Source organism: Vibrio sp. ED002, from assembly GCF_023277445.1.
Classification (GTDB): Bacteria; Pseudomonadota; Gammaproteobacteria; order Enterobacterales; family Vibrionaceae; genus Vibrio; species Vibrio jasicida.
Genome location: NZ_CP080238.1, coordinates 1,376,910 through 1,397,984 on the forward strand (window position 1 = coordinate 1,376,910; position 21,075 = coordinate 1,397,984).

18 protein-coding genes are annotated in these 21,075 nt (G+C 45.5%); 6 read left to right on the forward strand and 12 right to left on the reverse strand.

Translation table 11 applies throughout. From position 1 onward, the window contains the following. Positions 1-85 precede the first annotated feature (85 nt). The gene (yfbR, locus tag ITG12_RS06375) at positions 86-670 is read left to right on the forward strand and encodes a 5'-deoxynucleotidase (protein WP_038865545.1); all 585 of its coding nucleotides are present in this window, start codon (positions 86-88) and stop codon (positions 668-670) included. Between the two features lie 3 nt (positions 671-673). Beyond that, on the forward strand, positions 674-2,008 hold the full coding sequence (locus ITG12_RS06380) for an anti-phage deoxyguanosine triphosphatase (protein ID WP_042602167.1): 1,335 nt from the start codon (positions 674-676) through the stop codon (positions 2,006-2,008). Positions 2,009-2,027: 19 nt separating this feature from the next. Here ITG12_RS06380 and ITG12_RS06385 read toward each other — a convergent pair whose 3' ends face one another. After that, positions 2,028-2,645: a DTW domain-containing protein gene (locus ITG12_RS06385; protein WP_038879423.1), complete on the reverse strand. Its 618-nt coding sequence runs from the start codon at positions 2,643-2,645 to the stop codon at positions 2,028-2,030. A gap of 3 nt (positions 2,646-2,648) precedes the next feature. Between ITG12_RS06385 and rrtA the strand changes: the two genes are divergently transcribed. Next, entirely contained in the window at positions 2,649-3,200 is a 552-nt protein-coding gene (rrtA, locus tag ITG12_RS06390; RefSeq protein WP_038879420.1) for a rhombosortase, read from the forward strand. A 134-nt stretch (positions 3,201-3,334) separates the two neighbouring features. Here the strand turns inward: rrtA and ITG12_RS06395 are convergent, their stop codons facing one another. The 7 genes from ITG12_RS06395 to tig form a co-directional block, all read right to left on the reverse strand. Beyond that, complete coding sequence (locus ITG12_RS06395) at positions 3,335-3,634, reverse strand: helix-hairpin-helix domain-containing protein (RefSeq protein WP_038865551.1); 300 nt, start codon at positions 3,632-3,634, stop codon at positions 3,335-3,337. Between the two features lie 145 nt (positions 3,635-3,779). Continuing rightward, positions 3,780-5,639, reverse strand: a complete 1,860-nt coding sequence (gene ppiD, locus ITG12_RS06400) for a peptidylprolyl isomerase (RefSeq protein WP_038879417.1) — start codon at positions 5,637-5,639, stop codon at positions 3,780-3,782. 214 nt (positions 5,640-5,853) lie between these two features. Beyond that, positions 5,854-6,126 carry an HU family DNA-binding protein gene (locus ITG12_RS06405; RefSeq protein ID WP_005430934.1) on the reverse strand — a complete coding sequence of 91 codons (273 nt, stop codon included), beginning with the start codon at positions 6,124-6,126 and terminating at the stop codon, positions 5,854-5,856. 191 nt (positions 6,127-6,317) lie between these two features. Further along, complete coding sequence (gene lon / locus ITG12_RS06410) at positions 6,318-8,669, reverse strand: endopeptidase La (RefSeq protein WP_038879414.1); 2,352 nt, start codon at positions 8,667-8,669, stop codon at positions 6,318-6,320. A 130-nt stretch (positions 8,670-8,799) separates the two neighbouring features. Next, positions 8,800-10,080, reverse strand: a complete 1,281-nt coding sequence (gene clpX, locus ITG12_RS06415) for an ATP-dependent protease ATP-binding subunit ClpX (protein WP_038865557.1) — start codon at positions 10,078-10,080, stop codon at positions 8,800-8,802. A 72-nt stretch (positions 10,081-10,152) separates the two neighbouring features. After that, the gene (gene clpP, locus ITG12_RS06420; protein WP_005430931.1) at positions 10,153-10,779 is read right to left on the reverse strand and encodes an ATP-dependent Clp endopeptidase proteolytic subunit ClpP; all 627 of its coding nucleotides are present in this window, start codon (positions 10,777-10,779) and stop codon (positions 10,153-10,155) included. A gap of 105 nt (positions 10,780-10,884) precedes the next feature. Further along, entirely contained in the window at positions 10,885-12,192 is a 1,308-nt protein-coding gene (gene tig, locus ITG12_RS06425) for a trigger factor (RefSeq protein ID WP_038865559.1), read from the reverse strand. A gap of 523 nt (positions 12,193-12,715) precedes the next feature. Between tig and ITG12_RS06430 the strand changes: the two genes are divergently transcribed. From ITG12_RS06430 to ITG12_RS06440, 3 genes are all read left to right on the forward strand, one after another. Continuing rightward, entirely contained in the window at positions 12,716-14,512 is a 1,797-nt protein-coding gene (locus tag ITG12_RS06430) for an ATP-binding protein (RefSeq protein ID WP_248873951.1), read from the forward strand. Positions 14,513-14,524: 12 nt separating this feature from the next. Beyond that, complete coding sequence (locus tag ITG12_RS06435) at positions 14,525-15,862, forward strand: sigma-54 dependent transcriptional regulator (RefSeq protein ID WP_248873855.1); 1,338 nt, start codon at positions 14,525-14,527, stop codon at positions 15,860-15,862. A gap of 77 nt (positions 15,863-15,939) precedes the next feature. After that, positions 15,940-16,122, forward strand: coding sequence for a hypothetical protein (locus tag ITG12_RS06440; RefSeq protein ID WP_038879460.1), 183 nt, complete (start codon positions 15,940-15,942; stop codon positions 16,120-16,122). Positions 16,123-16,159: 37 nt separating this feature from the next. Here the strand turns inward: ITG12_RS06440 and ITG12_RS06445 are convergent, their stop codons facing one another. The 4 genes from ITG12_RS06445 to ITG12_RS06460 all read right to left on the reverse strand — a co-directional run bounded on the left by ITG12_RS06445 (position 16,160) and on the right by ITG12_RS06460 (position 20,969). Continuing rightward, positions 16,160-17,521 (reverse strand): TRAP transporter large permease, encoded by a 1,362-nt coding sequence (locus ITG12_RS06445; protein ID WP_038865565.1) that lies wholly within the window; start codon positions 17,519-17,521, stop codon positions 16,160-16,162. Between the two features lie 3 nt (positions 17,522-17,524). Further along, positions 17,525-18,196, reverse strand: a complete 672-nt coding sequence (locus ITG12_RS06450; protein ID WP_038865567.1) for a TRAP transporter small permease — start codon at positions 18,194-18,196, stop codon at positions 17,525-17,527. 88 nt (positions 18,197-18,284) lie between these two features. Beyond that, positions 18,285-19,283, reverse strand: coding sequence for a TRAP transporter substrate-binding protein (locus tag ITG12_RS06455; protein ID WP_038865570.1), 999 nt, complete (start codon positions 19,281-19,283; stop codon positions 18,285-18,287). A 216-nt stretch (positions 19,284-19,499) separates the two neighbouring features. Next, complete coding sequence (locus ITG12_RS06460) at positions 19,500-20,969, reverse strand: protein adenylyltransferase SelO (RefSeq protein ID WP_248873856.1); 1,470 nt, start codon at positions 20,967-20,969, stop codon at positions 19,500-19,502. Between the last annotated feature and the right edge of the window lie 106 nt (positions 20,970-21,075).

A 21,075-nucleotide genomic window follows, 5' to 3' on the forward strand; every position in this document is an offset into this window, starting at 1 on the left:
AGGAGCTCCTAGTGAGCTCCTTTTTCGTATCAAATACCAATGTCACTTACGAACGGTTTGTGGGATCGGTACATAGGAGAGTGCAATGAAAGAAAGCCATTTTTTCGCCCACTTGGCCCGAATGAAGCTCATCCAACGCTGGCCACTGATGCGCTCAGTCTCGCCAGAAAATGTCTCTGAACACAGCTTACAAGTTGCCTTCGTAGCGCATGCCCTAGCATTAATTAAAAACAAAAAATTCGGCGGTACACTAAACCCTGAACGTATCGCTATACTCGCCATGTACCATGATTCGAGTGAAGTACTCACTGGGGATCTACCGACCCCCGTTAAGTACTACAACCCTGAAATTTCTAAAGAATATAAGAAGATTGAAGCAGCGGCAGAACAAAAACTGCTCTCAATGTTACCTGAAGAGTTTCAAGATGATTTTGCACCCTACTTGCTCTCGCATTCCGCTCATGAAGAAGACGCGAAAATCGTTAAGCAAGCAGATTCTATCTGTGCGTACCTTAAATGCTTGGAAGAACTCAGTGCAGGTAATCACGAATTTGCCTTGGCAAAGAAACGCTTAGATATCACATTGCAAGAACGCAAAACACCGGAAATGGAATACTTCCTTCATACCTTTGCCCCAAGTTTTGAATTATCGCTGGATGAAATTAGCTAGTTGATGGAGAGAAATGTGTCATTTGAATTAAACGCTTTATGGCAAGAACGCCATGATGATGAACATAAAATCCGCCGCGATGACCATCGTAGCCCGTATCAACGTGATCGTGCACGCATTCTGCATTCTGCAGCATTTCGACGCTTACAAGCGAAGACCCAAGTGCATGGCAACAGCTTGGAAGATTTTCACCGAACTCGACTCACCCACTCTCTAGAAGCAGCGCAGCTTGGAACAGGTATTGTTGCCCAACTAAAAAAGAAGCAACCTGAATTTCGAGATCTACTGCCGTCTGACAGCTTGATCGATTCATTGTGTCTCGCACACGACATTGGTCATCCCCCTTATGGGCATGGTGGTGAAGTCGCCTTAAACTACATGATGCGTGATCACGGCGGCTTTGAAGGCAATGCTCAAACCTTCCGTATCGTCACCAAGCTTGAACCTTATACCGAGCACTTCGGCATGAACCTATCACGTCGCGCTTTACTCGGTTTAATAAAGTACCCAGCTCTGCTTAGTCAAACACGCTCCACGCGCCTACCGGACCCGGTTGAGCATCAACGCAAACTCAAAGCCAAAGATTGGAGCCCTGCCAAAGGCATTTATGATTGCGATAAGGATTTATTCGATTGGGTCATTGCGCCCCTGACCGAAAACGACAAAGCACTACTAAGCCAAATGCGTTGCCGCCCTGAATCAGACTTGGAGCACTGTAAAACTCGGTTTAAGTCTTTGGACTGCTCAATAATGGAGCTAGCGGACGACATCGCCTATGGCGTACATGATTTAGAAGATGCCATTGTGCTTGGTATGGTAACTCGACAGCAGTGGCAAGAAGGGGCAGCAAGCCAGCTTGCAGATTGCGGAGACCCTTGGTTTGAAGAACACATCGGTTCCATCGGTCAAATGTTGTTTAGTGGTAAACATCATCGACGTAAAGACGCGATTGGTGGCATGGTTAACGCCCTATTGACGAGTATTTCAATCAAAGTAGTTGATGAGCCATTCAATAACCACTTACTGGCTTGGAACGCCTGTTTAGAACCTCATATGGCAAAAGCACTAGAAGTATTGAAACACTTCGTGAGCCAATATGTGATTCAAATTCATCAAGTACAGATTGTTGAATACAAAGGCCAGCAAATCATCATGGATTTATTTGAAGCGCTCAGTGCAGATCCTGAACGCTTGCTACCCAAACACACTCAAGAACTTTGGAAAGAAGCAATGGATGAGAGTGCAAAAATGCGCGTCATTGCAGATTACATCTCAGCGATGACCGACGGCCATGCACAGAAGCTGCACCGTCAGTTGTTTTCTTCAATTGTCTTATAGAGAATGCTCTATAGATTCGCTACTCACCTTTCAGATAGTTCTTCTCAAATACGCCCGGAGGCATCTGGGCGATTTGAAATTCAATCATCTTCTCAAAAGCAATCAACAAAGGAGTAAGATCCTCGCTAGGTTGAAGTAACGAGAGCGCATGAAACCCCGCTTCTACCGTCGACAAGCTGTTATCAGAAGGCGCTTTACGAATCGTATAATGACCTTGTAAGTCTTCCGGTAGTTTAACCGTCTGGATAGTATGAAGGTTCGTCGACAGTTGCCACATCTTGTAGGCTTTCTTCCAAGTACCGTCGAGTAAGATTAAACGTGTTTTCTTATCGGGCACTTCTGCAACCGTCGCCAATTCTGAAAGGCACAACGATTGCTCTGAAGGGTAAAGAATGAAATGTTGGTAGGTTTCATCTTCAAGCAACGCATTCAAGGCCGCACTGTCAGAAAAGTCTTCTCCAATCAGGCAAGTACAATGATTTAGGCTCAAATTGAGAATCCGTGCCGTACCAAGAGGACGATGTTCTTCACTCGTATGCTGAAGAATGATAAGTTCAACCTCGCTTGCTAGCGGTACAATCCATTGGCAAATACAGGCTTTGCGCGATTTTCCACACTGAGAACAATAACGAGACATAGAGTGAACCTTTATACATTGCTGAGCATCATCAGCGTTATCTGTTTAATTCTTCAATTCGAACCCATGGCAAGTCTGACTGAATGGCATGCTTACAATATACGCCATGGCGAATGGTGGCGAATCGTAACAGGAAATCTCACGCATACCAACTTTGCTCATCTCGGCATGAATCTCGCTGGATTATGGGTTATTGGTTTTATCTTTCGACCGACAGCACGTAACTTCACCATCGTATTTTTGATTCTTTGTTCATTTGTCGGTGCGATGAATCTTTTTACCAATATGTCAGTTTATGTCGGGTTGTCAGGTGTATTGCATGGACTCTTTGGTTTCTGGGCGCTCAGTGAGGTTTTCGACGGCAGAAGAAGCAGTTTGGTGTTGGTAGGTGGCTTAATTGCAAAAGTCGCGTGGGAGCAATTCTACGGCCCCTCCACTAGTACTGCAGCTATGATTGGCGCACGTGTTGCGGTTGACGCTCATTTATTTGGTGCAATTGGTGGTTTAGGCATGGCTTGGTTGGAAAAGTTAATGCATCGCCGGATCTTTGGTTAAACCAGCTAAGCGATCTTTGGCCTTCCTCAAATTTAAATCTGACCAAATAAAAAATCCCGAACCGGTAATGAGGATTGGTTCGGGAAAGCAGTAATAGGAAACAGAAACTTCGCTTTTCAATGGCCAAAATGTATTTACAGCAAAATTCGCTCTTGGTTTTTCTTCACCGTTGCTTCCCCAATGCCTTTCACTTTGCTTAGGTCCGCTGCCGTTTTGAATGGACCGTGCTCTTCACGATACTCTACTATCTGTTCGGCTTTCTTCTCGCCAATACCATTAAGTAATGTCGCGATCTCTTCCGCTGAAGCGGTATTCACATTAACAGTAATCTCAATACCTTCGTATTTCGACGATTTCGACTTTGTTGTCTCACCGCCGGCCGCCCATCCCACTGGTGCCAATAGCATTAAGCACAGCGTTAACATCCATTTCATATTGAGTGCTCCTCCTGAGTTATCTTGTCAAAGTACTGACTACTCTAGATAAACCGAGCACGGCATTGAAGTGACTTCAGATAAAAATAAAACGGGCCGCTAATGCGACCCGTTTTAGTTAACATGCAAATTACATTCGTAGTGCTTAGTTGCTCACAACAAAGTACTCGATGTCAGTGTTTGCGCGTAGTACTGCGATAACAGAAGTAAGATCTTGTTGTGAAGAAGCACGTTGCATCTGCATTGCTACTTGCTCTTCTAAAGAAGCATCTAGTTCAGCTTTCACAGCATCAAGCTCGATAACCACGATGTTACCAGCAAGGTCTTTTGACTGACCGTAAACAGGCTTGTCATCAACTGGTTTCGCCATAGCAAATACTGTGCTCGCCAGTGAAGAACGACGGTCTACGGTTTCTTGCTCACCAAACGTTAGATTGTTTTCAGCAAGGATAGCCGTGTTGCCTTCTTTAAGCGCCGCAACCACTTTCGTACCTAGCTCGATGGCACCCTGTTCGCCTTTTACGCGAGACAATTCAGCAACAACTTGGTCTTTCACTTCTGCAAGAGGAAGTACGGTCTCGTCACGAGCATCTTCAACGCGAACAACAATGATGTGCTCAGGTGCGACTTCGATTGCTTCAGAGTTTAGACCATCTTCTTTCACTTCTGGGCTTAGAATCGCTTGCATTACTGCTTGGTTCTTAAGCACTTCAGGCGCGTCAACTTGAGAAATGAAGTCTGTCGTTTTCACTTCTTGGCCAACCGCTTTAGAAGCGTCGTCTAGAGAGTCAGGGAATTCAAACGCTACTTTCTCTAGCTCGTTTTGTAGCTCGTAGAATTGATCAACTGCTTTTTGGTCAACCATCTCTTGTTTGATTTCAGCTGCGACTTCAGAGAAAGGCTTAGCAACAGAGTCTTTAAGCTCTTCAAGCTTGATGATGTGGTAGCCAAAGTCAGACTTCACTAGACCAGTCACGTCACCAGGGTTCTTAAGTGCGAACGCCGCTTCTTCGAATGCAGGGTCCATTACATCGCGCTCAATCCAACCTAGGTCGCCGCCGTTTTCAGCACTGCCAAAGTCGTCAGATTTTTCTTCTGCTAGCTTAGCGAAATCTGCACCACCGTTAAGTTCATCAAGAATGGCTTGTGCTTTCGCTTCATCATCACCTTCAACTAGGATATGTGCGACGCGACGTTGCTCTTCTGAAGAGTATTTATCTAGGTGATCATCGTAGTATTTCTTAACTTCTTCGTCAGAAACTTGGATTTGCTTTTTCAGTGCTTCAGCTGATAGTTCAATGTAAGCGACTTTTACTTGCTCTGGGCGAGTAAACATATCTGGATTTGCTTTGTAGTACTCTTGAATTTCTTCATCAGTAAGATCTACTTTTTTAGCAAACTCAGCTAAGTCGATAGTCACAGTACGAACGTCACGAGTTTGTGTGAACAGCTTACCTTCTGACTGAACTTCACCTGGTAGAGTGAACTCACTGGTTTGTAGAGCGTTAAGCAGTTGCTCACGAACCAATTCACGACGCATGTACTCTGCAAATGAATCTGGAGAGAAACCAGCACGGCGCAAAGAAGCTTGGTAGATATCTTGGTCAAATTGGCCGTTAGACTGGAACTGAGGCATGTCTAGAATCATGCTACGTACTTGAGCATCGCTGATGCGTAGACCTAGTGCTTCAGCTTGTTGATCAAGCAACACATCGTTGATCATACGATCTAGAACTGATTTGCGGAAAGATTCAACGTATGCAGGGTCTGCTAGCAACTGAGAGAAGTTGTCACCCAATTGAGCTTGCATGCGGTTACGCTCATTTTGGTAAGCCATTTCGAACTCACCACGAGCGATCTCGGTATTACCTACTTTCGCCGCAGAGTTGTTGTTACCACCAACAATGTAGCTACCTACACCTGCAAATACGAAAGATAGAATGATAAGTCCAAGGATAATTTTGACCGCGATGCTATTCACGCCTTCGCGTAGTCGATCCATCATAATTTAACTGCTCTCCACAATTGAAGCCGACTGCTTCTAATAGAAAATGTAATGTCGCGATAATATCAGAAAAAGAAATGCGCATCAGTAGGATGCGCATAATTTAAGAAAGTTCGGCTCTTAGTTTGTAAATTTTTGTACAAATCTGACTGTTTGAACAAAAACTATGCAATGGCCGTTCGCTGAACCAGCTCTGCGTCATCGACGCAAAGAATTAGTTACAAGCGTCTTTTAGAGCTTTACCAGCTTTGAAAGAAGGTACTTTAGCTTCTGCGATTTGGATTTCTTCACCAGTTTTTGGGTTACGGCCTGTGCGTGCTGCACGAGTGCGAACGCTGAAAGTACCGAAGCCAACAAGCGCAACTTGGTCACCAGACTGAAGCGTACCACTTACTGCTTCGATGAATGCATCTAGAGCGCGACCAGCTGATGCTTTAGAGATGTCTGCGTTTTCTGCGATTTGTTCTACTAGTTGAGTTTTATTCACTGTGATTTCCCCTTTGTGTCATCTGTGATTATTTTTGTGATGACGTTTCGTTCCATAATTAAAAAATATGCCCCACCCCTTATCCTTCAAGGGCTGGAAGCTATCGAACTTAACTTAGCTTCCAAAAAAAACGCTGACAAGCCTTTTTGAGCCTATCAGCGTAAAGTTTTACTTATTTTTGCTGCACATCACTATTTTTGAGACGGAAACTCAACGCCTGTCGGGTCTTGCTCTAGTGCAACTTTAAGAACTTCGTCGATCCACTGTACAGGGATAACCTTCAGATCAGCGATAACATTTTCTGGAATCTCTTCCAAATCACGCTCATTGTCCTTTGGAATCAGTACCGTTTTGATGCCACCGCGGTGTGCCGCAAGTAACTTCTCTTTTAGGCCACCGATAGGTAAAACTTCACCGCGAAGCGTAATTTCACCCGTCATACCCACTTCTGCTTTTACAGGATTACCCGTCAAGCTAGAAACAAGTGCAGTACACATTGCGATACCCGCACTTGGGCCATCTTTTGGTGTTGCACCTTCAGGTACGTGAACGTGGATATCTCGTTTTTCGTAGAAGTCAGAGTTAATACCCAGTTTCTCGGCACGTGAACGCACAACGGTCATTGCAGCTTGGATCGACTCTTTCATTACGTCGCCAAGTGAACCCGTTTGCGTCAGCTTTCCTTTACCCGGCATTGATTCAGTTTCGATGGTCAGTAGGTCGCCGCCAACTTGTGTCCAAGCTAGACCCGTTACTTGACCGATACGGTTGCTATCGTCCGCTTTACCGAAGTCATGACGCTGAACACCTAGGTACTCTTTTAGGTTTTCCATTGTCACGGTAACTGATTTCAAGCTGCTATCAAGCAGGATGTTCTTCACTGCTTTACGACAGATCTTAGAAATCTCACGCTCTAGGCTACGCACACCCGCTTCACGCGTGTAGTAACGAATGATGCCAATGATCGCTGAATCTTCGATAACAATTTCGCTTGGTTTCAAGCCATTACGTTGAACTTGCTTATCAACAAGGTGACGTTTCGCGATGTTCAGCTTTTCGTCTTCTGTGTAGCCAGACAGGCGAATCACTTCCATACGGTCTAACAAAGGACCAGGAATATCCATCGAGTTCGACGTTGCAACGAACATCACGTCTGATAAGTCGTAATCGACTTCTAGGTAGTGATCGTTAAACGCGTTATTTTGCTCTGGGTCTAGTACTTCAAGCAGTGCTGAAGACGGATCGCCACGCATGTCTGAAGACATTTTGTCGATCTCATCCAGAAGGAATAGTGGGTTTTTCACCCCAACTTTCGACATTTTCTGAATGAGCTTACCCGGTAATGAACCAATGTACGTACGACGGTGACCGCGAATTTCCGCTTCATCACGTACACCACCTAGAGCCATACGCGTGTATTTACGGCCCGTTGCAGCAGCGATAGAGCGACCTAGGGATGTTTTACCAACACCAGGAGGACCAACAAGACAAAGGATAGGGCCTTTCAGTTTGTTGATACGGTTTTGTACCGCCAAGTATTCAAGAATACGCTCTTTAACACGCTCTAGACCGTAATGGTCTTCGTTTAGAATCTCCTCTGCTTTCGCAAGGTTCTTCTTAACTTTTGAACGCTTCGCCCATGGCACACTCACCATCCAATCGATGTAGCTACGCACCACTGTCGCTTCTGCTGACATTGGAGACATCATCTTAAGCTTTTGTAGCTCTTGTTCTGTCTTTTCACGCGCTTCCTGAGGCATTTTCGATTCATCGATCTTTTGCTTCAGGGTCTCGAACTCGTCAGGAGCATCTTCCATCTCGCCAAGTTCTTTCTGAATCGCTTTCATTTGCTCATTCAGGTAGTACTCACGCTGAGATTTTTCCATCTGCTTTTTAACGCGACCACGGATGCGTTTTTCGACTTGAAGAAGATCAATTTCTGATTCCATCTGACCCATAAGGAATTCAAGACGCTCAGTCACATCAACGATTTCAAGTACTTGCTGTTTGTCCACCAGCTTTAGAGGCATGTGCGCAGCAATGGTGTCTGCAAGACGAGCTGCTTCATCAATACCATTTAGTGAGGTAAGCACCTCTGGTGGGATCTTTTTGTTTAGCTTAATAAAGCCTTCGAATTGGTTGATCGCACTGCGAACAATCACTTCTTGCTCACGCTCTTCAAGCTCAGGCGTAACCACAAACTCTGCCTCTGCTAGGAAGAATTCGCTTTCTTTAAAGTGGTTGATTTTCGCGCGCTGTTGACCTTCAACCAACACTTTAACTGTGCCGTCAGGTAGCTTAAGAAGCTGGAGAATGGTTGCAACCGTACCTACTTCAAATAGGTCATCAACCGTCGGCTCGTCAGTATCAGCTTGCTTTTGTGCCACAAGCAGAACTTGTTTGTTTGTTTCCATTGCCGTTTCTAGACAACTAATCGATTTCTCACGACCAACAAACAATGGAATAACCATGTGTGGGTAGACCACTACGTCACGTAGAGGTAATACCGGGATCTCGATACGCTCGGAACGTTCCAAGTTCATATAATTCTCTCTTCCGCTTTCACGTTTAACGTATTACTTAACGAAGTATATGGGGTCTAATTATTTGGATTCAATAAGAGAAATAAAAAAAGGAGGTAATTACTTACCTCCTTTTTATTCATGGCTGAATTTATTCTGCTCCAGCTGCCTGGCTGTCGGCGTTGCTGTAAATAAGCAGTGGTTCTGATTCACCATTAATGACTGATTCATCAATCACGACTTTACTTACGTCCGTCGCTGATGGCAGTTCATACATGGTTTCCAGCAGAACGCTTTCTAGAATTGAACGTAGACCACGAGCACCTGTCTTACGCTCCATTGCTTTCTTAGCGATAGCACGTAGTGCGTCTTCACGGAACTCAAGCTCAGCGTCTTCTAGCTCGAACAATGCTGCGTATTGCTTGGTTAGTGCGTTCTTCGGCTCACATAGGATCTGAATTAACGCTTCTTCATCTAACTCAGTTAACGTTGTCGTTACTGGTAGACGACCAATAAACTCAGGAATCAAACCGTATTTCACTAGATCTTCAGGCTCTACCTGAGTAAATAGTTCACCGACGGTTTTAGTTTCGTTCTTAGAGCGCACTTCTGCGCCAAAGCCGATACCAGTACCTGTTGCTACACGTTGCTCAATCACTTTATCTAGGCCAGCAAATGCACCGCCACAGATGAACAGGATCTTAGACGTGTCCACTTGTAGGAATTCTTGCTGTGGATGCTTACGACCACCTTGTGGTGGAACCGATGCAACCGTACCTTCAATAAGTTTTAGTAGCGCCTGCTGAACACCTTCACCAGATACGTCACGCGTAATTGATGGGTTTTCAGCTTTACGAGAAATCTTGTCAATTTCGTCAATGTATACAATGCCGCGTTCAGCCTTAGCTACATCGTAATCACATTTTTGCAGAAGCTTCTGAATGATGTTTTCAACGTCTTCACCTACGTAACCAGCTTCGGTTAGTGTGGTAGCGTCAGCCATTGTAAATGGCACATCCAAGAATCGAGCCAGCGTCTCAGCAAGCAGTGTCTTACCACTACCCGTTGGACCAATTAGAAGGATGTTACTCTTACCAAGCTCCACACCTTCGCTCGTTGTATCACCATTGCGTAAACGCTTGTAGTGGTTATATACCGCAACTGCGAGCACTTTTTTCGCGTAATCTTGTCCGATCACATAGTCATCAAGGTGTTCACGGATCTGTTTTGGCGTTGGTAACGCCTCAGATTCTTTCTTAGGGAGAACATCCTTGATTTCTTCGCGAATGATATCGTTACATAAGTCGACACACTCGTCGCAAATGTAAACTGACGGACCTGCGATTAGCTTGCGAACTTCGTGCTGACTTTTGCCACAGAAAGAGCAGTACAGCAATTTGCCGCTGCCACTTTCTTTGCTTTTATCTGTCATTCGCTAACCTCTTAGCCTTTACTCTTTATGAATTGAGTGTATATCAAATTTAGCCAAAATGCGCTGGCTAAATTACTCGCCGCGATGGCTCAACACTGCATCCACAATACCGTATTCTACTGCCTGATCTGCCGACATGAAGTTATCACGATCAGTATCACGTTCAATCACTTCAAGAGGCTGACCAGTATGCTCTGCCAATAGGTTATTTAGCTTCTGCTTGATAGTCAGGATTTCCTGAGCATGGATTTGGATATCAGAAGCTTGACCTTGGAAACCACCAAGTGGTTGGTGGATCATCACACGTGAATTAGGCAGAACGTAACGCTTACCTGGCGCACCACCTGCAAGCAGGAACGCACCCATTGAGCAAGCTTGACCCATACATACTGTACTCACATTTGGCTTGATGAACTGCATAGTGTCGTAAATAGACATACCCGCAGTCACGCTGCCGCCTGGAGAGTTGATGTATAGGAAAATATCTTTATCTGGATTTTCAGATTCTAGGAAAAGTAGCTGAGCCACGACAAGGTTTGCCATGTGGTCTTCCACTTGACCGGTTAAAAAGATCACGCGCTCTTTAAGCAAACGTGAGTAAATGTCGTAAGAGCGTTCGCCGCGGGAAGTTTGTTCAACCACCATTGGCACTAGCGCGTCAATAATTGGCGACATTGCATTTTTTTCTTGGTAGCTCATATTCTTATGTCCCTAAAATAAATGGCCCGGATGATGACTATCATACGGACCATTGTTAGCAGAATAGTCGACGTTAAGTCAACCTTCTACGCAAGATATTGCTTATTAAGCAGCAGGTTGTTGTTGGTTAAGTAGCTCGTTGAAGCTTACTTCTTTCTCAGTAACCTGTGCTTTAGCGATGATCGCGTCGATTGCTTGCTCTTCTAGAGCAACGTTACGCATGTTGTTCATCATTTGCTCGTTTTGCTCGTAGTAAGCAATAACTTCTGTTGGATCTTCGTAAGCTGTTGCCATCTCTTCGATAAGAGACTTCACTTTCTCGTCGTCAGCTTTTAGCTCTTCAGACTTGATTACTTCACCTAGTAGAAGACCAACAACTACGCGACGCTTAGCTTGCTCTTCGAACAGTTCACGTGGAAGCTGTGCAGCTGCTTCTGGGTTACCACCGAAGCGTTGTGCAGCTTGTTGACGTAGAACTTGGATTTCTTGGTCGATAAGTGCAGCTGGTACGTCGATTTCGTTTTGCTCAACTAGGCCGTCGATAGCTTGCTCTTTGATGCGGTTCTTAATAGCTTGCTTAAGTTCGCGCTCCATGTTCTTACGAACTTCAGCTTTAAGTGCGTCAACGCCACCTTCAGCAACACCGAACTTAGAAACGAATTCGTCGTTTAGTTCTGGTAGTTCGCGAGCTTCAACTTTGTTCACTTTGATTGCGAACTTAGCAGCTTTACCTTTTAGGTTTTCAGCGTGGTAATCTTCTGGGAAGTTTACGTCGATCTCGAATTCCATACCTTTAGTTTTACCTTCGATACCGTCTTCGAAACCTGGGATCATGCGACCTGCGCCCATCTCTAGTGGGAAGTTCTCAGCTTTACCGCCTTCGAACTCTTCACCATCGATAGAACCAACGAAGTCGATGCTTACACGCTTACCAGCTTCAGCAGCTTCTTCTACTTCAGCCCAAGTAGCTTGTTGCTTACGTAGAGTTTCGATCATCTCTTCTACGTCTGCATCGTTAACTTCAGTTGTTGGTTTTTCAACTGTGATGCTGTCTAGGCCTTTTAGCTCAACTTCTGGGTAAACTTCGAAAGTTGCAGCGAAAACTAGGTCAGCGCCTTCGTTGTTTTCAACTGGTGCGAAAGTTGGAGCGCCTGCTGGGTTGATTTTCTCTTTTACGATCGCTTCGATGAAGTGGCGTTGCATAACTTCACCAAGAACGTCTTGACGTACTGCTTTGCCGTACATCTTAGCAACCATTTTTAGAGGCACTTTACCTTTACGGAAACCATCGAAACGACGGTTTTTAGCGATGTTGCGTAGTTCAGCTGTTACAGCGTCTTCGATGTTTGCAGCTGGAACAGTAATGTTTAGACGGCGCTCTAGGCCCTCTAGCGTTTCAACAGTAACTTGCATTATATATAAACCTCTAAAGTGGCTCGGTCTTCCCGAGCTTATGAGCGAGACTCTGTGAGTTCACGCTTCATCCTTGTGTAGTGTTCTGTCCGAACACCTAAGTTAAAACCGAGTATCGATGCTGGAAACCAACACCAGACTAATCAGTGATATCCTCCGCAAACGCAAAAGGTATCTCCTATTAGCCTCAGGACAGAATTTTTAGACGCGACATTCTAGCGATCTGTCGCAATCCTGTCGAGCCAATAGCCACTATGTGGACATTGTCTGCGCTAAATTCTCGAATACGGGCTCAATTTTTGCGAAAAATGCCCTTTTAGCATCGCTTCGCCTTAGCCAGCATATCTAGAATGGGGACAATAGCGACTTTTTCAAGAGAATCGACTGCTTTTTTTATTGAAAAGCCTAAAAAGAGATCTTGCTCTTGTTTTACTCCACAGAGTTGAAAACTAAATCCCTATTCATCACTACAAACTATTAACATTTTCTTACGTCACCAAAGGAAGGGGCAAGGAGCGTAATGATGTCGCAGAAAAACCGTATTCTACTGATTTTTTTTGCCTTCTATTTACTTTGCGCTTTCATCGGTGGGCATTGGGTTTGGAGTCACAGCTACCAATCTTTGCTCGAAAAACACCAGTCTCAGCTGGAACGTTTTTCCAGTCATATCCAAAACAAATTAGACAAATACGCGCACATTCCCCATTTACTATCCAAAGATGAACCTTTGGTACAAGCACTACTAACCCCGAATAACAGTGCGCAGCTCGAAATCACCAATCGCTATCTAGAATCGGTGAATCACGTGATTGAAGCGGCAGACACCTATTTGATCGACAAATGGGGGACGACGATCGCCGCCAGTAATTGGCGCAAAGAGCGTTCATTTGTGGGGCGCAACTTCGCTTTTCGCCCTTATTTCAAGCAAGCCATTGTCGGTGAGAAAAGTGAATATTACGCCCTCGGCTCCACTTCGGGTAAACGCGGCTATTACTATTCCTACCCTATCGTCTATGCCGGTGGCGTAATTGGTGTCGTGGTGGTCAAAATGGATTTGAACAAGATAGAAGACAATTGGCAGCAGCCTAAAAGTGTTTTCGTCGCCAGTGACCCAAATGGCATAGTGTTTATGAGCAGCCGTAACGACTGGTTGTTCAAAAGCCTACAATCACTTGATGAAATAAAAGAAGCCGAAGTTCGGGCAAGCCGACAGTATTTAGACACTCAAATTGAGTCACTTGGTTTTGTCGGTGACATGTTGCCGAAACATTCTGAGGTAAAGCAGGGCTACCCTTACAATAAAGGAACCTTGGTGATCTCTTCCCTCCCCCTTGACGAACTCAAACTGACGATCCGGGTACTCTCGCCTAAGCAAACGGTGGTTTGGTTCACCATGGGCTATTTGCTCGTTTTGACTCTAGCTTTTACCGTTTTATTCCTTCTAGGCCAACTGGTTTATCACCGCCAGCAGCGTCATCGTCAACTTGACCGAATTCAGCAAGAAGCCAATCAGAAACTTGAATATCAAGTCATGGCGCGTACCGCTGAGCTGCAAGCCGAAGTTGCCCAGCGTACCGAAACCGAGCAGACCTTACGCTTGACGCAAGATGAGTTGATACAAGCCGCAAAACTGGCGGTACTTGGGCAAATGTCAGCAAGCATCAGTCATGAGCTTAATAACCCGCTCGCCGCCATTCGCAGTTTTGCTGAGAACGGGAAGCTATTTCTTCAAAAAGAAAAATGGGAACGAGTTGAAGATAACCTCACCCGCATTTCCGCACTCACCGATCGAATGGCAAACATCAGCCAACAATTGCGTTCTTTTGCCAAGAAAACCAGTGGGAGTGAACTACTTCAAACCCGCCTATTACCCGTCGTTGCGTCGGCACAAGAGTTGATGAAGCCCGCGTTCAAATCGGCGCGAGTGACATTAGAAACGAATGTTCCAGAGCATGATATCGATGTGTACATCAATACTATCCAGCTTGAGCAAGTATTAGTAAATCTGCTAACCAACGCGATTGAAGCAATGAAAGTCCAAGAACAGAAACGAGTGGCGTTGTCTGTGGAACGTGATGAGACAACGAAAACTGTCTGGATTCATGTCGATGACAACGGCTCAGGTTTGGGTGCATTCACACTTTCAGAATTGTGCGAACCGTTTTTGACCACCAAACAAAACGGTTTGGGGTTAGGGCTTTCAATCTCCCAACAAATCTTAGCCGGGATGAACGGTAAATTGAGTGCTCAGAATAGAGAACAAGGTGGGGCTCGATTCTCACTCTGTTTACCTATTGTTTCACCACACGCCAAACCATAGAAGGATGAGACCATGTGTCAGGTATTTTTTATTGATGACGAAGCCGATCTCAGACTGGCGATAGAACAAACCTTCGAACTTGCCGATATTGACGCAAAGTTTTTCTCCGATGCAGAATCGGCTTTAATTGCGATGCAGCAAGGCGAAGAAGCTGACGTCGTTGTCACTGATATCTGTTTGCCGGGCATTTCCGGAATGGATTTGCTGACCACTCTCACTCAGCGCGATGCAAACCTCCCCGTCATCATGATCACCGGACATGGCGATATATCCATGGCAGTACAAGCTCTCCATCAGGGCGCTTACGATTTTATCGAGAAACCTTTTGCGCCAGAACATCTAGTAGAAACCGTTAAGCGGGCTATTGAGAAGCGAAAGCTCACCAACGAAAATGAAAAACTGCGACAGTCACTCAAAGCCAGCAAAACCCTTGGGCCAAGAATTATCGGCGAAACTCCTAGCATCCAGATGCTGCGCGAAACCATCAGTCACATCGCGGATACGAACGCCGATATTTTACTATTTGGCGAAACAGGAACAGGCAAAGAACTGATTGCTCGTTCGCTGCATGAGCAAAGTGCTCGCCGCAATCAAAACTTTGTCGCAGTAAATTGCGGCGCAGTACCGGAAAACCTAATTGAGAGCGAGTTGTACGGTCACGAAAAAGGCGCGTTTACCGGCGCAGAAACCCGTCGTATCGGCAAATTTGAATTCGCTCAGGGCGGCACTCTGTTTTTAGATGAAATCGAATCCATGCCAATTCAGGCTCAAATTCGATTACTACGTGTTCTTCAAGAAAGAGTGATTGAACGAGTAGGATCAAATGAATTACTGCCATTGGACATCAGAGTCATTGCCGCAACCAAAGTCGACTTAAAGCAAGCCGCTGAAGAAGGCTACTTTAGACAAGATCTGTATTATCGTCTCAATGTAGTCACGCTCGACTTACCACCCATGCGCGAACGAAAAGAGGACATTCCTGCGCTGTTCCACCACTTTCTGTTAGTCGCTGCATCACGTTATGGTAAAACCTCACCTAGCCTTTCGTCGCAAGATCTCGCTCAATTAATGGCCCATGATTGGCCCGGTAATGTTCGTGAACTGCGCAACGCAGCCGAACGCTTTGTCTTACTGGGTAAGCTGATACAACTCGGAGAGACACCCTCTCACCCAACAACGGCATCAAGCCTTGCAGAACAAGTGGCAGAATTTGAGAAAGCGGCAATAGAGAGTGTTTTACTAGAAAGCCGCGGCAGTATTAAGCAAACCATGGAACAATTGAATGTGCCTCGAAAAACCCTGTATGACAAAATGCAACGCTATCAGATAGATAAAGATCTATATAAATAAAACGCAGTTTGCGGTTTGTTGTTATATCCAACTTGAATCATACTTTTTATAACAACGAAAAGATGGCTCATACGGATATGACAGAAAAAATTAAAATACCGGTGATCACTGATACAGTAATGGTCGACGGGCATTATCAAGAAGAAAGGCGTTCTGGCGAAGATAGGCGCAAAAACAAAAAGAAGTGGCTTGGCTACGAGCGGAGGATCAAACCCGATCCGAGAAGGCCAACCTATAAATCCATAAACGAAGAGGTGTGAACAGTCACACCTCTTTTGCTTTTGTGGCTAAAAACCATTACTTAGTGATGATTTCTGGTCCCATCAGCGTGGTTGGTAGCCAAGTCGAAACCCAAGGTACATACGTTACGATAATGAGGAATAAGAACATCACCGCCACCCAAGGCAAAGCCGCTTTCACCACGTTCATCATCGACATTTTCGCCACCCCGGCGGTTACAAACAAATTAAGCCCCACAGGTGGCGTTATCATGCCTATCTCCATATTCACCACCATCATAATACCAAGGTGAATAGGGTCGATACCTAGTGCGATTGCAATTGGAAAAACCAAAGGTGCGACGATAATCAACAACCCTGAAGGCTCCATAAACTGACCGCCAATCAGCAGCAACACGTTGACCACAATTAAGAAGGTGATCGGGCCGAGCCCCGCAGACAGCATAGATTCAGTGATCATTTGCGGGATGCGTTCTTCTGTCAGTACATGTTTAAGAATCAAAGCATTGGCAATGATGAACAACAGCATGATGGTCAGTTTGCCGGCTTCATAGAGCGTGTGCTTGGTGTCTTTATGGACAAACGTTTGGAAGATCTTTACCAACGCTGGTTTGGTATTATGTTTATCCGCAAATGGTCCCATGTCTTTATAGATAAAGTTGGCAATCAAAAACGAATAAACTGCTGCCACCGCCGCAGCTTCTGTTGGTGTGAAGATACCACCGTAAATACCACCAAGAATGATCACCACCAACAACAATCCCCAACTGGCGTCTTTGGCGGCAGCGAAAGTTTCCTTCCAACCAACAAAAGGTTGTTTGGGTAAGTTCTTAATCCTCGCGGCGATGTAGATAGCAATCATCAACATCACACCCGCAAGCAAGCCCGGTATCACACCGCCAAGAAACATACGCCCCACCGATACATCCGTCGCAGCGGCATACACAACCATCACAATTGAAGGTGGAATCAAAATGCCCAATGTCCCCGCATTACAGATAACACCCGCCGCAAACTCCTTCGAGTAGCCGTTTTTGATCATACCGGCGATAACGATGCTACCAATCGCGACTACCGTTGCTGGAGATGACCCCGAAAGCGCGGCAAACATCATACACGCCACAACCGACGCCATCGCTAAGCCACCACGGAACCAGCCGACAATGGCGATCGCGAAGCGGATAATACGTTTGGCTACACCACCGGTAGACATAAAGCTTGAGGCTAAAATAAAGAAGGGAATCGCTAAAAGGGTGTAGTGACCAGCAAACGCATTAAACAGAGTTTGAGCAACAGAGGCCAAAGACGCATCCGAGTGCATCAATAAGAACAGAATACTAGAAAGGCCCAGCGAGACAGCAATTGGCACACCAATCAGCATGAAGCCAATCACCATCAAGAATAAAAACAGAATATCCATGGTTTATTGCTCCTTGCGATCTGATGAAGAAGAACTATTTGGAATGGCATCCGCCGCTTCACTCAGCTCTTCCTTTAACGCTTCTAACTCTTCTTCCGCTTCATGACCTGCAATTAGACGGTCGAGTTTACCTGTCGCAATTTGCCATGTAATTTGTACAAAACGGAACGTCAGCAGCGCCATACCAAGTGGCAGCGCAAAGTAAGGAATAAATCTTGGTAGCTTTTCGTAGCGTTCACCTTCATTAAGCCAATCGGCCAAGAATTGAAACATCTCTGGCATTGGAATGTCATCGGTCTCATACCATGCACGCTCCGTCGCAAATGGGTACCAGTAATTCCAAGAACCAATCAGTAGTAGAACCGAAAACGCTAGGCAGCAAACAGCGGCAAGCAACGCGAGTATTTTACGTTTAGGCTCAGAAACCATATTGATGATGACATCGACACCAATGTGAAAATGTTTCTTTACGCCATAAGACGCACCAACCAACACCATCCATGCGAACATGAATACGGTCAGCTCCAGCGCCCAAAGTATATTGTCGTTAAAGACATAGCGAAAAATCACATTGGCAAACGTCAGCAACGTCATTGCACCGAGAAAAAATGCAATCAGCGTTTCTTCTAAGGCGTCAGTGATTCGCCCTGCCTTGGCAAAAAAAGTCTGTTCCATAATTACATCACATCATTATTGGGAGAAAAGGGCCCTCTTCCTCAAAACGCTGAGTACATGAGGGCCAATCGTAGTGCTCGTGTAATATTTATTGTTGGTTAGACGCTATTGCGGCATCAATGAGATCGGTACCGATGTCTTTCTCAAACTTTTTCCACACAGGTTGAAGTGCAGTCACCCATTCTTGGCGTTGCTCAGGCGTTAGAGTTCGAACTACCCCACCCGCTTCAATAATGTTGTTCTTATTCGCAAGGTTAACTTGTGTCGATTCTGCATTGCGCTGAGTTGTTACCTCTTGAATGATGGTATTGAGCTGCTCGCGTTGATCATCTGGGAGTTTTTTCCAGAAGTCGTTTGACGTTACAACAAGGTAATCCAGAATGCCGTGGTTGGTTTCAGTGATGCCATCTTGTACTTCGAAGAACTTCTTACCGTAAATGTTCGACCACGTATTTTCTTGACCATCTATAACTTTGGTTTGAAGACCGCCGTACACTTCTTTAAATGACATTTTTTGCGGGTTCGCACCAAGTTGCTCGAACTGAGCGACCAAAACGTCTGATGCTTGCACGCGGAACTTCAGCCCCTCGGCATCACTTGGCAGCATTAATGGCTTGTTGGCAGACATCTGCTTCATACCGTTGTGCCAGAAAGCGAGACCTTGTAAGCCACGACGCTTCATTGCGTTCTTTAGCTTCTCGCCAGATTCTGAGTTTTGGAAACGGTCAACAGCCGCCACGTCTTCGAATAGAAAAGGAAGGTCAAAGATGCGGTACTTTTTGGTGAATTTCTCAAACTTTGAAAGAGAAGGGGCAGCGAGTTGAACATCACCATTAAGGAGCGCTTCAAGCACCTTGTTATCATCGTACAGTGTCGAGTTAGGGAAAACCTGCATACAGACTTTGCCGTTCATCTCTTCGTTCACGCGCTTTTCTAGCAGCGAAGCTGCAATGCCTTTCGGGTGTTTATCAGTGTTAGTTACGTGGCTGAACTTGATGACGGTTTCACCAGGGTCACAATTTGCGGCAGCGTTAAAACTAGTGACAGCAAGAGCAGAGACAGACAGAAGGGTTAGAGGTTTAAACATTATTATTCTCCTTGTTGAATCACATCCCATCCTTTCCATGAGTACCTAAATGGGTAGAGGGTGATGGGTACGGATGTTCAACAAGGGGCAAGTTGCAGGCCAAGTTAATTAATCCCTATTATTCAGTAATTTAAATAATAAAGAATAATCAATGGTGAAGATAAGGGGTTAAATCCACCCACGAGAACAGGCTCTATGGGTGGGAAATGACACATTTTAGGAAGAGCAGCTGATTTCCATCGTCTTACCCCATTCTGGAGGTAACTTGGCATAATCATCAAACTCTGGCTGTTCATCAAATGGGTGCTTTAGCAACTCAGCGAGACGATTTACTTCACTGAAATCTCCCTCCTCTGCCTTATCAATGGCAAGCTGCGCAAGATAGTTACGTAAGATGTATTTCGGATTCACTTGACGCATGCGTCCACATCGTGTGGCTGCGTTAACACACTCACCTCGTTCATCAACCTCTAATTCGCAGCGAGCAAGATACAAATCCACCCATGCATTAGCGTCTTCGCGATCAAGGAACAAATCGATCACAGCTTGAGGCGACTTAACATCGAGATTAGACAACTCACGGAAGAAGCGAGTGTAGTCAGCTTTGTTTTGGTTCAACAGCTCAAACATAGCTTCGAACAAACGTCCATCTTCGTCCACCTTAGTATGGAGACCGAGTTTGGCTCGCATCAGTGCACTGAATTTCTGGCTCAGGCGAACTTCAAATTTACCAAGCGCCGCTTCAAGATCTTCTCGCACCGCCAACGGCGATAATGCATGCGCTAAGGCAGATAAGTTCCACAGCGCGATGCGTGGCTGCTGCTCAAACGCATAACGACCTTGGTAATCTGAATGGTTACAAATGTAATTTGGATCATAATCGTCGAGGAAGCCAAACGGGCCATAGTCGAAAGTTTGTCCGAGTATCGACATGTTATCGGTGTTCATCACGCCATGCGCAAAACCGTAAGCTTGCCAGTAGGCAATCATCTCTGCGGTTTTCTCCACAATAGACTCGAACATAGCTGCGTATGGCTTCTCCGTTTGGGAGCACGCAGGGAAGTGCCATTCAATCACTTTGTCAGCGAGCAGCTTTTGCTCAGCAAGTTGATTGGTATAAAAGAAGTGCTCGAAGTGACCAAAACGGATGTGCGTTTCTGCTACGCGAATCAACAACGCACCATATTCCATCTTCTCGCGATAAACGGGGGTATCGCTGTCCATCATACCCAGTGCTCTGGTGGTCGGAATGCCTAACCCAGCCATCGCCTCACTGCACAGATATTCACGAATAGTAGAACGTAGTACCGCTCGGCCATCCCCCATTCGCGAGTACGGGGTAAGCCCTGCTCCTTTGAGGTGAATATCAAACCAAGTGCCATCATTGTGCTGCATTTCAGCGAACAACAAGCCGCGACCGTCCCCCAAGTCTGGGTTATAAACCCCAAACTGATGACCTGCGTACTTCATTGCTAAAGGCGCGAAAGGCACAAAATCCGTTTGCCCAGAAAATACCTTCAAAAGCTCGTCACTCTCTTTCACTGGTAAACCAAACTGTTGAGCAAACTCGCCATTCCACACTACCCAACGCGTATTGTCTAAGAGCTGCGGAGTAACATAGGTGAAAAACGCAGATGGTAGTTCACTAAATCGATGGGTGAAATTGACACCTTCTAAGATAGGCATGATGGTTCCTCAAATACGGCTTCCTGTTAGAAAGTATACGCCCTGTATGCCATAGCTTTCAGCCACGAATTATTCATGGGTATTTCAGAAAGAGCAGATCAAAGAA